Source organism: Promicromonospora sp. NPDC052451, from assembly GCF_044547525.1.
GTDB lineage: Bacteria > Actinomycetota > Actinomycetes > Actinomycetales > Cellulomonadaceae > Promicromonospora.
In genome coordinates this window covers 315969-328394 of record NZ_JBIUAP010000007.1, presented here as the reverse complement: position 1 = coordinate 328394, position 12426 = coordinate 315969, and the positions used below count along the sequence as shown (strand labels likewise).

12 protein-coding genes are annotated in these 12426 nt (G+C 71.8%); 8 read left to right on the top strand and 4 right to left on the bottom strand.

The annotated features are described in order from the left end of the window. Nucleotides 1–112: 112 nt before the first annotated feature. Complete coding sequence (groES, locus tag ACIG47_RS15075) at nt 113–409, top strand: co-chaperone GroES (protein ID WP_397431743.1); 297 nt, start codon at nt 113–115, stop codon at nt 407–409. Between the two features lie 178 nt (nt 410–587). Here groES and ACIG47_RS15070 read toward each other — a convergent pair whose 3' ends face one another. Beyond that, on the bottom strand, nt 588–875 hold the full coding sequence (locus ACIG47_RS15070) for a WhiB family transcriptional regulator (protein ID WP_020016179.1): 288 nt from the start codon (nt 873–875) through the stop codon (nt 588–590). Nucleotides 876–1066: 191 nt separating this feature from the next. Here ACIG47_RS15070 and ACIG47_RS15065 point away from each other — a divergent pair, with 191 nt between their 5' ends. Both ACIG47_RS15065 and guaB read left to right on the top strand, forming a co-directional pair. Next, nucleotides 1067–2305 (top strand): MerR family transcriptional regulator, encoded by a 1239-nt coding sequence (locus ACIG47_RS15065; protein WP_397431741.1) that lies wholly within the window; start codon nt 1067–1069, stop codon nt 2303–2305. Nucleotides 2306–2372: 67 nt separating this feature from the next. Beyond that, nucleotides 2373–3887, top strand: a complete 1515-nt coding sequence (gene guaB / locus ACIG47_RS15060) for an IMP dehydrogenase (RefSeq protein WP_397410354.1) — start codon at nt 2373–2375, stop codon at nt 3885–3887. 466 nt (nt 3888–4353) lie between these two features. On the opposite strand, the gene ACIG47_RS15055 is transcribed toward guaB, so the two are convergent. After that, nucleotides 4354–5967 (bottom strand): FAD-dependent oxidoreductase, encoded by a 1614-nt coding sequence (locus tag ACIG47_RS15055; protein WP_397431739.1) that lies wholly within the window; start codon nt 5965–5967, stop codon nt 4354–4356. A 351-nt stretch (nt 5968–6318) separates the two neighbouring features. Here ACIG47_RS15055 and ACIG47_RS15050 point away from each other — a divergent pair, with 351 nt between their 5' ends. After that, nucleotides 6319–6957: a Rid family hydrolase gene (locus ACIG47_RS15050; protein WP_397410357.1), complete on the top strand. Its 639-nt coding sequence runs from the start codon at nt 6319–6321 to the stop codon at nt 6955–6957. Nucleotides 6958–6988: 31 nt separating this feature from the next. On the opposite strand, the gene ACIG47_RS15045 is transcribed toward ACIG47_RS15050, so the two are convergent. Continuing rightward, entirely contained in the window at nt 6989–7711 is a 723-nt protein-coding gene (locus tag ACIG47_RS15045; RefSeq protein WP_397410359.1) for an exonuclease domain-containing protein, read from the bottom strand. Nucleotides 7712–7884: 173 nt separating this feature from the next. On the opposite strand from ACIG47_RS15045, the gene ACIG47_RS15040 reads away from it, so the two are divergent. The 4 genes from ACIG47_RS15040 to ACIG47_RS15025 all read left to right on the top strand — a co-directional run bounded on the left by ACIG47_RS15040 (nt 7885) and on the right by ACIG47_RS15025 (nt 11747). Then, nucleotides 7885–9009, top strand: coding sequence for a GuaB3 family IMP dehydrogenase-related protein (locus tag ACIG47_RS15040; protein ID WP_397410361.1), 1125 nt, complete (start codon nt 7885–7887; stop codon nt 9007–9009). Next, on the top strand, nt 9006–9485 hold the full coding sequence (locus ACIG47_RS15035) for a GNAT family acetyltransferase (protein WP_397410363.1): 480 nt from the start codon (nt 9006–9008) through the stop codon (nt 9483–9485). The genes ACIG47_RS15040 and ACIG47_RS15035 overlap by 4 nt, the downstream gene beginning before the upstream one ends. A gap of 113 nt (nt 9486–9598) precedes the next feature. Continuing rightward, nucleotides 9599–11233 carry a succinic semialdehyde dehydrogenase gene (locus tag ACIG47_RS15030; RefSeq protein WP_397431737.1) on the top strand — a complete coding sequence of 545 codons (1635 nt, stop codon included), beginning with the start codon at nt 9599–9601 and terminating at the stop codon, nt 11231–11233. A gap of 31 nt (nt 11234–11264) precedes the next feature. After that, nucleotides 11265–11747, top strand: coding sequence for a hotdog fold domain-containing protein (locus ACIG47_RS15025; protein WP_397431735.1), 483 nt, complete (start codon nt 11265–11267; stop codon nt 11745–11747). Nucleotides 11748–11751: 4 nt separating this feature from the next. On the opposite strand, the gene ACIG47_RS15020 is transcribed toward ACIG47_RS15025, so the two are convergent. Next, nucleotides 11752–12375 (bottom strand): vancomycin high temperature exclusion protein, encoded by a 624-nt coding sequence (locus ACIG47_RS15020; RefSeq protein ID WP_397431734.1) that lies wholly within the window; start codon nt 12373–12375, stop codon nt 11752–11754. Between the last annotated feature and the right edge of the window lie 51 nt (nt 12376–12426).

Here is a 12426-nt window from a genome sequence, read left to right as displayed (position 1 = left end):
GACGTTCGTGCCCGCCGGCACCCGCGACGACGGCGGACCGTCGAACGTTCGAGCCCCTTAAGTCCATCACGATGCAGATCTCTCGATCCGCTCACGAAAGAGGAGGTCCGACGTGTCGGTCCCCATCAAGCCGCTCGAGGACCGGATCGTCGTCAAGGCTCTCGAAGCCGAGACCACGACCGCTTCCGGCCTGGTCATCCCGGACACCGCGAAGGAGAAGCCCCAGGAGGGCGAGGTTCTGGCCGTGGGCCAGGGCCGCATCGACGACAACGGCAACCGTGTGCCGCTGGACGTCGCCGTCGGTGACAAGGTGATCTACTCCAAGTACGGCGGCACCGAGGTCAAGTACGCGGGCGAGGACTACCTGGTCCTCTCGGCCCGTGACATCCTCGCCGTGGTCGTGGGCTGATCTCAGCCCCGCACCCTGCTTGAAGCAGAGGGCCCCGCACCGGATCGGTGCGGGGCCCTCTGTCGTTGCGTCGTGCTCTGCTTCGTCGTCAGTGCGCGCCGGACAGCTGTCTGTGGTCAGGCGGAGACCAGGTCAGGAGTGGGTCAGGGGTGGTGCGAGAACTGGTGCGGGAACCTGGTCAGGCCGAGACGGACTTGCCGGCGAGGATCGCGGAGCGCTCGTCCTCGCTGAGGCCGCCCCACACGCCGTACGGCTCGCGCACGCGGAGCGACTGCTCGCGGCACTGCATCATCACGGGGCAGGAGCGGCAGATCGCCTTGGCCGCCTCCGCGCGGCGCCGCCGGGTCGAACCCCGCTCGCCCTCGGGGTGGAAGAACAGGGTGTCGTCCGCGTCGCGGCACGCTCCCTGGTACTGCCATTCCCACAGCTCCATCACCGGACCGGGAAGCCTCGAGATCTCCGTCATGGCGAACAACCTACAAGTTGTGCAGAAGTTGTTCAAGGGGCAATTCCTCTTCATGTGGTTCGAATCGAGTCGGGTGGAACCGCGCCACGGCTGACCGGGTTTGTTCGGATGTGAACCGAATTCGACCGAGATCGGCGGCACGCCGGATTTCGCAGTGGCGCGGAGGGGCCCGGGTGGGCAGAATCGAGTCCATGACTTCTTCGCGGCCTGCCCAGAACCCGGGCGGGTCACGTACATCCAGCCCCGGGCTGGCCGTCGCGGCGGTGGCCCGGCGCCTCGGGGTCGCTCCCGCCACCCTGCGCACGTGGGACCGCCGTTACGGGCTCGGCCCGTCGGGCCGCACCGCGGGGTCGCACCGTCGCTACACACCGGACGACGTCGCCCGGCTGCTGGTGATGCGACGGCTCACGCTGGAGGGCGTCGCGCCCGTCGACGCCGCGCGCGCCGCGGTCGAGGCCGGCGACGCCGAGCTGGAGGTCGCCACCCGGACCGCCCCGGCGCTGCCCGCCGTGCAGGTCGAGGGCGCCGGCGACGACATCGAGGACGGCGACGAGCCCGAGTTCGCGGAGACCTTCGTCGGCACGGTGGAAGCACCGGACGAGGAGGACGACCCCGACGGCGGCGCCGGTCCGGCGTCGTCGGAGGACGTGGCGCAGGAACCGCGGCGCGCCCGGCTGCGGGCCCTGCCCGGCGGGGCGACGGGGGAGCCCGCCGGCCGCCAGGCGGGCGGCGGGCCGGCGCTCGGCCCGCGGTCGGCCACTGCGCCGGCACCGACCTCCGGACGGGTGTCCGCCCTGGTCGACGCGGCCCTGGCCTACAGCCGTACCGCCTGCGACAACCTCCTCGTGCTCGGTCCGGACGGCGACCCCGCCACGTGGTGGACCGACCTCGTGGAACCGGCGTGGCTGCGGCTGTCCGAGCGCACGGTGCTCGCCGGCCCCGGTGAGATGCCGGAGGTGGTGCTCGCGACCTCCGCCCTGCGGGCGCTGCGCAACTACACGGAGGAGTTCGAGCGCGCGATGGTGGAGGCGGGCGGCCCGCCGGCCAACCACCCGAGCCGGATGCGCAAGATCGTCCTGGTGTTCGCCGCCCCCGACGAGGTGGTGCCGCTGTCGGCGCACGCGCTCGCCGCGGCGCTGGCCGCGCAGGGCTCGATGGCGCGCATCGTCACGGGCCCCGCCAGCACGCACCGCTCGGTCGAGCTGGTCACGATGGTCCGCCCGACGGCGGTCGTGCTGGCCACGACGCAGAACAAGCCGGACCTCGACGTGGTGCACGCCGTCAACGAGAGCTACCCCGACCTGCCGATCTTCGTGGGCCTGCGGGCGGACGCCGCCGCGACGGACCTGCCGTTCGGCCCCACGGTGCAGCGCGTGCGCTCGTTCACCGGCCTGCTGCACGAGGTGCTCGCCGTCATCAAGGCGAGGTGACGCACGCCTCGGGTGGCCATCACCACCCGGCCGGGTTCCACGGGCGCACCCGCCGTAGACTTGCTGCATGACGGACCAGACCTCGCCGGGCGACCCGTTCGGTTTCCTCGGGCTCACCTATGACGACGTCCTGCTGCTGCCGGGTTACTCCGACCTGGCGCCGTCGGACATCGACACGACGTCTCGCCTCACGCGCGAGATCTCGCTCAAGATCCCGCTGCTCTCCGCGGCGATGGACACGGTCACCGAGTCGGCCATGGCGATCGCCATGGCGCGTCAGGGCGGCCTGGGGGTGCTGCACCGCAACCTCTCCATCGAGGACCAGGCCTACCAGGTCGACCTCGTGAAGCGGACGCAGACCGGCATCATCACCAACCCGGTCACCATCGGCCCGGACGCCACGCTCGAGGAGCTCGATACCCTCGCGGGCCAGTTCCGGATCTCCGGCTTCCCGGTGGTGGACTCCGACAACAAGCTCATCGGCATGGTCACCAACCGTGACCTGCGCTTCACGCCCGTCGCCGAGTGGGCCACCACCAAGGTGGACGAGGTGATGACCCCGCAGCCGCTGATCACGGGCCCGGCCGGCATCTCGCGGGACGACGCCACGCTGCTGCTGCGCAAGCACAAGCTGGAGCGGCTCCCGCTGATCGACCCCGACGGCCGCATCACGGGGCTCATCACCGTCAAGGACTTCGTCAAGTCGGAGCAGTTCCCGGACTCGTCCAAGGACGGCCAGGGCCGCCTGATGGTCGGCGCCGCGATCGGCTACTTCGGCGACGCGTGGCAGCGCGCCACCGCCCTGATCGAGGCGGGCGTGGACGTGCTCGTGGCCGACACCGCGCACGGCAACGTCCGCATGCTGATCGACATGGTCAAGCGCCTCAAGACCGACCCGGCCACCAAGGACGTCCAGGTGATCGGCGGCAACGTCGCCACCCGCCAGGGCGCGCAGGCATTCGTCGACGCCGGGGCCGACGCCGTGAAGGTCGGCGTCGGGCCGGGCTCCATCTGCACCACCCGCGTCGTGACCGGCGTGGGCGTCCCGCAGATCACCGCGGTCTACGAGGCGTCGCTCGCGGCCAAGCCCGCGGGTGTCCCCGTGATCGCCGACGGCGGCCTCAAGCACTCCGGCGAGATCGGCAAGGCCCTCGTGGCCGGCGCCGACAGCGTGATGCTCGGCTCGCTGTTCGCGGGCTGCGAGGAGACGCCGGGTGACCTGGTGCTCGTCAACGGCAAGCAGTTCAAGACCTATCGCGGCATGGGTTCGATGGGCGCCATGTCGTCGCGCGGCAAGAAGTCGTACTCGAAGGACCGGTACTTCCAGGCCGAGGTCACCAGCGACGACAAGATCGTGCCCGAGGGCATCGAGGGCCAGGTCGCCTACAAGGGCCCGCTGGCCACCGTGGCGCACCAGCTCATCGGCGGTCTGCACCAGACGATGTTCTACACCGGCGCGCGGACGGTGCCCGAGCTGCAGGCCAACGGCCGGTTCGTGCGCATCACGTCGGCGTCGCTCAAGGAGAGCCACCCGCACGACGTGCAGATGACGGTCGAGGCGCCGAACTACTCGGGCTTCTAGCGGGCGGGTGCGGGCGGAGCGGTGGTCGCGGGAGCGGCTGGCCGGGCTTGGCTGCACCTAGCCGTGTCGAGTCGAGGCTCGTCGCGCCGAGTCCAGGTGCGTCGCGCCGAGGCGAAGCGGGGCGAGGCAGGGCGGGGCGAGCCGGCCGGGCCGAGCCGTAGCGAGTCGGGCCGAGCCGTAGCGAGCCGGGTCGCCCCGCTTTGCGTCGCACAGCGGGGCGCCGCACAGCGCCGCGCTAAGAAGTGCGCTTCTACCCAGTCATCAGGCCCAGATTTCGAGCTGGATCTGGGCCTGATGACTGGGTAGAAGCGCACTTTCGTGCCTGTGCCTGTGCCTGTGCCTGTGCCTGTGCCTGTGCCGGTCCGTATCCGTGCCGGTCCGTGCCCGTGCTTGCCCGTGCCGGTCCGTGCCTGTGTCAGGGGCCGTGTCCGGGGCCGACGTCTGAGTTCGGCGGCCCCCGTCCGGGTCAGCTCGACATGACGCGGGCGTGCAGGGTCTGCACCGCGTAGCGGGCGGACCAGAACGCGCCGTGCTGCCACGCCGAGATCTCGGACATCCAGTCGCCCGCGAAGTACACGTTGCCCGCTCCCTGCTGCAGCAGGCGGAAGCCGGCCGACGTGGTGTTCGGGAACGCCCAGGCCCCTTCGATGTAGGGCACCTTGTGCCAGGCGATCGAGAAGGAGGTGTCCAGCTCGGTGCGGTACTTCTCCCCGTGGATCTTCACGCCCTGCTCGACGGCTCGCAGCTCGCGCTGACGCGGGGTCATGTCGGCGTAGGTGCGGGCGTTCGCGCCGGTGTTGTAGTAGCCGACGATCAGCCCCTTGCGCTCGCCGTACCCGTAGGACGGGTACCAGAGGTGGGCGAGGTCCATGTCCGTCTCGGTGATCCCGCCGAAGATCTGGTGGTCGTCCTCCCAGAACCGGGACCGGTACTGCAGGCCGATCTTGCCGGCCGGGGAGCCCACGGCGAACTCGCCGAGCGCCGCGTCGACCTCCGGACCCCAGTTGGTGGTCCAGCGTCGCATCAGGCCGGCCGGTGCCGCGGCGACCACGAAGTCCGCCTCGATCTGGCGCTCCCGGCCGTTCGGTGCGGTGTAGGTGACCCGGGCTCCGCGGCTGGTGTTCTCGACACCCGTGACAGGGGAGCGGAACCGCACGTTGTGCTCGCCGATCGCCCGGACGAAGTACCGGTAGATCGTGTCCATGCCGCCCTTCGGCTGGAACATGAGCATCGACTGCTCCCAGTTGATCTCGAACGGGAAGTACTGGCCCACCTTCGAGGCCAGCACCTCGGCGACGGTCCCGGGGCCCGGCAGCGGTGTGCCGTGCTCGTTCCACGCCGACGGGTAGACCTCGAAGCCACGGTTGCTCCCGCCGGCGTAGGTGCCGTCCGAACCGAGCGAACCCCAGCTGCGCAGGAAGGTGCGCAGGTTCTCCTTGTCCTCCTCGGTCAGGCGCTGGTCCAGGGCGCCCTGGTCGGTGGCGTGGTGCAGCAGCTCGGAGGTGTAGCCGAAGACGTCGGCCTTGGCGGTGCGGTAGCGGACCGGGTTGCCGGGCGTCGCGCCGGAGCGTTCGTTGTAGATGTAGGCGTCGGCGTTCGCGTTGGTGAAGACCTCGTACGGCACGCCCAGCTCGCGCAGGTAGTCCATCGTGACCATCCACTGCGCGATGCGGGCCGCGCCGGCGTTGAGGTAGATGCCGTCGGCGAACCGGGCGGTCTGCGTGACACCGTTCAGGTCGGTCTCGGAGTCGCCACCGCGGATGGTGAGGGTGCGCCCGCCCGGCCGGTGCCGGGCCTCCAGCACCGTGACCTGGTAGCCGGCCTTCTGCAGCTCGTACGCCGTGGTGAGGCCCGCGGGTCCGGCGCCGACGACGACCACCTTCTTCGCGGAGCGCCCGGTGAGCGTGAAGTCGCTGCCCTGCGGGGGAGTCCAGGACTGCGCCCTCGGCTGGGCGGCAGCGGTCGGGGCCAGGCCCATGGCGCCCATCGTCGCGAACATGACGCCGGCGCTGGACCCCGCGCCGACGGCCTGGAGGAAGTTGCGGCGGGAGACTCCTGGGGTGCTCTTCTCGGTGACCACGGTCCCTACCTCTCGTGTCGACAGGCCTGACGCGCTGCGGAACTCGGCCGGGAAGCCGGGAGCCGCCGTCAGCACCGTGCCGGACGCTAGAGAGCGTCGGTCACCGCCGGGAGTCGCCACCGTTTCTGTGCAGTTGCACGGCGTAACCATGTGGTTTCGGGGTCCCGCCGCAGGTCAGCGTCTGTGCAGGAACGAATCGGGCGCGGCGTCCGAGCCTTTCCCGAGCCGACCCAGGACGGTCATTCGTCGGTAACGCCCGATGGCTAGCGTCACGCGCCACCCGGCGCCGGACGCCGGGTGGCTGTACCGGACGCCGTCCTGGCGCCCGGCCGGAAAGCTGGAGGAGCGTCCATGAGGAACCGCACGAAGCTCGCCGTTGCCGTCGCCGTGACTGCGGCGGTCGCCGTGCCCGGCACCGCCTTCGCCGCCGCGCACGTCTTCCGGCCCGATCCGCACCGGGCCCACTCGTTCGTCACCGGGGACACCCCGCTCATCGCCGACGGCGTGGCCATCGGCAAGAACGTCTCCTGGTACAAGTCCTCGGGGCTCGGGCCCGCCGCGCGCAACACGGCGCCGGGCGCCTCGCCGGAGGAGCGCTACATCCCGACCGACGTCTTCCCGGGCGGCGAGCTGCCTGACGGCGTGACCCTCACCGAGGCCCAGGGCATCAACGCGCTCACCCGCATCGGCGAGAACCTCGAGCGGGCGGGGCTCGGGTACGACGACGTCGTCTCCATGCGGGTGTTCCTGCAGAACCCCGACGGTGAGGAGCAGATGGACTTCGCCGGCTGGAACCGGGCCTACCGGCAGTTCTTCGCCAACACCAACCTGGCCACCGGCGAGGTGCTCGACGTCCAGCTCGGCTCGGCGACGACCGAGCCGATGGTGGTCAACGACGCCCGTCCGTCCCGCTTCGCGCTGGAGGTCGAGAACCTTCCGGTGGACGGATGGCTGGTCGAGGTGGAGGTCGACGCCGTCTACCAGCGCTGAACCCTGTCCCCGGCGCGTCCGGGCCGGCCGGTCAGACGCCCGAGGCGTGCTGCACCGGCCATGCCCCGGACGCGCCAGGGCCCTCCAGCCCCTGCTCACGGCGCCACTCGTTGAAGCTCACGGCCCACTGCCGGTGCGCGCCGATCTGCTGCCGGTGCAGGTCGGCCAGTGACATGCGGCCCAGCTGGGGGAACCGGCGTGCCAGCGCCTCCAGGACGTCCAGCGTCGCGAGCACGTCGACCTCGGCGGTGTGCAGGTCGCCGTCGGAGACCACGCCGTACCACTGCGACAGGTCGCCCAGGCGGCGCTTGCCCGGGCGGTAACGGTCCAGCCACCGGTCGATGACCAGCGGGTCCACGACCGGTTCCACCGGGTGTCCCAGGCGCTGGGGGAGGGTCTTGAGCCCGTGGCGCACGAGTTCCGCGTCGAGCAGCGACAGGTCGAACGCCGCGTTGTAGGCCACGACGGGCACGCCGTCGGCCAGGTGCTCGGCGAGCTGGGCGGCGATCTCCTCCAGCGCCTCCAGCGGCCGGACGCCGTGGGCCCGGGCATGCTCCGTCGAGATGCCGTGGATGGCAGCGGCCTCCTGCGGGATCTCGACACCCGGATCGATCAGCCAGGTGCGGACGTCGGTGCCCACCCCGGGCCTGCGCAGCACGAGAGCCGCGGTGACGATCCGGTCGCCCGTGACGTCCACGCCCGTGGTCTCGGTGTCGAAGCCCAGCAGCGGCCTGTCGATCCAGGTCTCGTTCATGGTGTCCTCCCTGCTCGTCCCGGGTTTCCGGGCCACACTCGTCCAGCCGCGCCCGCATCCCTGGTGCGTCCACGGAGAACCTTGCCACCGCTCACTGACACCGCGGCTCACGACACCCGCGCACATCACGGACCACTGCGCGCCGTGTCACCGGCGATAGGTAGGCTTGGCGGGTGAGCAACGAGATCGAGATCGGACGCGGCAAGCGCGGGCGGCGCGCCTATTCCTTCGACGACATCGCGGTGGTGCCGTCCCGGCGCACGCGCGACCCGAAGGACGTCTCGGTCGGCTGGCAGATCGACGCCTACCACTTCGACCTGCCGATCGTGGCGGCGCCGATGGACTCCGTGATGACCCCGGACAGCGCCGTCGCGCTGGGCCGGTTCGGCGGTCTCGGCGTGCTCGACCTGGAGGGTCTGTGGACCCGGTACGAGTCGCCCGAGCCGCTGCTGGCCGAGATCGCCGCCCTGCCGGCCGGCGAGGCGACGCACCGGATGCAGGAGATCTACGCCGAGCCCATCAAGCCCGAGCTGATCACGCAGCGGCTCAAGGAGATCCGGTCCGCCGGCGTCACCGTCGCCGGCGCGCTCACCCCGCAGCGCACGCAGGAGTTCTACAAGACGGTGGTCGACGCCGGCGTCGACCTGTTCGTCATCCGCGGCACCACGGTCTCGGCCGAGCACGTGTCGGGCAACGCCGAGCCGCTCAACCTGAAGCGGTTCATCTACGAGCTGGACGTGCCCGTCGTCGTCGGCGGTGCGTCGACCTACACGGCCGCCCTGCACCTGATGCGCACCGGCGCGGCCGGCGTGCTCGTCGGGTTCGGCGGTGGCGCCGCGCACACGACGCGCGTCAGCCTCGGCATCCACGCGCCCATGGCCACGTCGGTGGCCGACGTGGCCGCGGCGCGCCGCGACTACCTCGACGAGTCGGGCGGCCGGTACGTGCACGTCATCGCCGACGGCGGGGTGGGCCACTCGGGCGACATCGTCAAGGCCGTGGCCTGCGGTGCGGACGCCGTCATGCTCGGTGCCGCGCTCGCCCGCGCCGCGGAGGCGCCGGGCAAGGGCTTCCACTGGGGTCCCGAGGCGCACCACCCGCAGCTCCCGCGCGGCGAGCGCGTCGAGGTGGGCACGGTCGGCACGCTGGAGGAGATCCTCTTCGGGCCGGGCAAGCAGGCCGACGGCACCCTGAACCTGGTCGGCGCCCTGCGCCGGGCCATGGCCACGACCGGCTACTCCGACCTCAAGGAGTTCCAGCGGGTCGAGGTCGTCGTGTCGCCCTACCAGCCACGATGAGCACCGTGTCCGACGGCGAGCGGCTCGCCCCCGTCCTCGCCGCGGCTCCCGCGGCCGACGGCGAGTTCGTCGAGATCACCGATGCCGACGTCGACCAGGTCGTCGAGCTGTGGCAGGCCTGCGGGCTGACCCGGCCCTGGAACGACCCGCACGTCGACATCGCGGAGGCCCGGGCCGGTGCCGCGTCCACCGTCCTGGTCGCACGGGCGGGCGGCCGCGTGGTCGCCTCCGCGATGGCGGGGCACGACGGTCACCGGGGCTGGCTGTACTACGTGGCGGTGGCTCCCGACCTGCAGGGATCGGGTCTGGGTCGGGCGGCCGTGGTGGCCGCCGAGGCGTGGCTGGTCGCACGAGGGGCACGCAAGATCCAGCTCATGGTGCGGACCACCAACACCGGTGTGCTGGGCTTCTACGAGCGCCTGGGCTACGCCGACCAGGAGTGCACGGTGCTGGGCCGATGGGTCGAACCCCGCTGATTTCGCAGTGCGGATCGGCGCGCGGTTGCACTCACCGGGATCAACCGCTCTGAAAGTCAGTTTCACACACCTATCAATACGTGGTGCAGGGTTTTGCGCGTAGGGTGGCCGCCATGATCGACGACGCAGCAGCCGAAGCAGCGGCTAGTGGTGCGGTCGGCGGCGTGCTCGACCCGGAGCACCCGCAGGGGACCTTCGTCCTCGAGCCCGGGGTGATGGCCCCCCTCGTGGCTCGGATCGCCACCTCCGAGGGATCCGGCACGCACCGGTCCATGTGCCCGTTCACGGGCGCGCCGCTCGTGACGTTCCCGGTCTCCTCGGCCGAGGACGTCGCGGCGTCCGTCGTCCGGGCGCGCGTCGCGCAGCGGGGCTGGGCGCGCCGCCCGGTCCGCGAGCGTGCCGGGGTGCTCCAGCGGCTCGGACGGATCGTCCTGGAGCGGCAGTCCGAGGCGCTCGACCTCGTCCAGCTCGAGACGGGCAAGGCCCGCCGCGCTGCCTTCGAGGAGGTCGCGGACGTCGCCCAGGTCGCCCGGCACTACGCCGTGCGCGGCGAGCGGTACCTGGCCGCACGGCGCGCCGGCGGCATGATCCCCCTGCTCGCGGGCGCCCGCGTGCACCGGAGGCCCGTCGGCGTGGTCGGCGCGATCGCGCCGTGGAACTACCCGCTGGTGCTCGCGCTCGCGGAGGCGCTGCCCGCGCTCCTGGCCGGCAACGCGGTGGTGCTCAAGCCGGATCCGCAGGCCACGCTCACCGCGCTCTGGGCGGCGGAGGCGCTGGACGACGCCGGGCTGCCCGCGGGTCTGTTCCAGGTGGTCGCGGGCGGTCGCGAGGTCGGCGAGGAGCTGATCGAGCACGTCGACCACATCGCGTTCACGGGCTCGACGGCCACGGGGCGCAAGGTCGCGGCGCGGGCGGGCGAGCGCCTCATCGGCGCCACGCTGGAGCTGGGTGGCAAGAACGCCCTGTACGTGGCCGACGACGTCGACATCGACACCGTGGTGCCGGGCATTGTGCGGGCCTGCTTCTCGAACGCGGGTCAGCTGTGCGTGTCCGTCGAACGCCTCGTGGTGCACGAGGCGATCGCCGACGAGTTCGTCGCGAAGTTCGTGCGTGCGGTGCGGAACCTGCGGCTCGGACCGGCCCTCGACTACACCGCGGACGTCGGCTCGCTGACGTCGGCCGCGCAGCTCGACAAGGTGACCGCCCACGTCGACGACGCGCTGGCCCGCGGAGCGCGGGTGCTCGCCGGCGGGGTGCACCGCGCCGACGTCGGCCCCTACTTCTACGCCCCGACCGTGCTCGACGACGTTCCCGCGCAGGCGACGGTCGCGCGGGAGGAGACGTTCGGGCCCGTCGTCACGATCACGCGTGTCGACTGCGACGAGGACGCGGTCACGGTCATGAACGACACCGAGTACGGCCTGCACGCGGCCGTGTGGTCCCGCGACGTCGGCCGGGCGCGTCGTCTGGCGGAGCGCATCGAGTGCGGGTCGGTGGCGGTCAACGACGGGTACACGATGACGTGGGGTTCCGTGGCGGCGCCGATCGGTGGCTGGAAGGCGTCCGGGCTGGGCGGCCGGCACGGGGCGGCGTCGATCGACGGGCTCACGCGGCAGCAGACCGTGGTGACGGCGCGCGGCGTCCGGTTCGGTGCGACGCTCGACGCCTTGTACGGGCTGGGCGGGGACACGCCGAGCCGGGTGCTCACGACGGCCCTGACCGCGATGCGCAAGCTGCGCATGGGGTGAGTGAACGGCCTTCACCGGTACGCTCGTCCGCATGACGACGCAGCTGGCCGCCTTCTGGAAGACCGCGAACTCGCTGCCGCTGGTCGGCGGGCTCCTCGGCAAGCGGATCTTCAGCCTGGCCTACGGTCTCAAGGCCCCGTACTTCGGCACCATCGCCCCGCGCATGGTGGACATGCGGCCGAACTACGGCGAGGTGGTGGTCCCGAACCGGTGGCGCAACCGCAACCACATCGGCACGGTGCACGCGATCGCGGTCTGCAACGGGCTGGAGATGGCGATGGGCTCCCTCGCCGAGGCCACGGTGCCCGACGACAAGCGGTGGCTGCCCAAGGGCATGGAGGTCTCCTACCTCGCCAAGTCGACCGGCGACGTCACGTGCATCGCCGAGACCGACCAGGCGCAGTGGGACGGCGACGACAAGGACCTGCCGGTGCGGGTACGCGGCGTGCTCGCGGACGGGACGGTCGTGGTCGAGGGCACCATCCACCTGTGGGTCACGCCGAAGAAGCGCTGACCTGTCAGCGGGGGCGGCGTCGGCCCAGGGAGCGGACCGCGGCCTTCCAGCTCGCGGGCAGCTCACGCACGTGCCACCAGGCCCACTGCGCCGGCTGCACGCTCGCGGCGCTCACGCCCACCCCGACGGCGTCCAGCCCGGCCTCGACGCAGGAGTAGAGGGTGCGGCGCAGGTGGTAGTCCTGGGTGACGACGACGGCGGTGCGCACCCCGAACAGGTCGTGCGCCCGTCGGCACGTCGCCGTCGTGTTGAAGCCCTCGCGGTCCAGCACGATCGCGTCGTCGGGCACGCCGAGGTCGTTGTCCAGGAGCCAGGCGCGCATCGAACCGGGCTCGTCGTACCGGGTGCCGTCCGGGTTGTCGTGCGCGTCGCCGCTCAGGATCACGGTGGGTGCCACGCCCGCGCGGTAGAGCTCGGCCCCGCCCTCGACACGACGCCGCAGGTAGGTGGACGGCGTGCCGTCGGAGCGGAGGCCGGCGCCGAGCACGATGACGGCGTCCGCCTTCTCGATCTCGCTCGCGTCGCTGCGCACCCGGGCGTGGCCGGTGGCCTGAACTGCGACGACGGGGACGGTGAAGGCGACGGCCAGCACCCCGGCGACCAGGCCGGCGACCTTGAGTGGACTCACGCCGCGAACGCTACCGCGTCCGGAGCGGGCCCAGAGCGCGCGCCCTGCGGC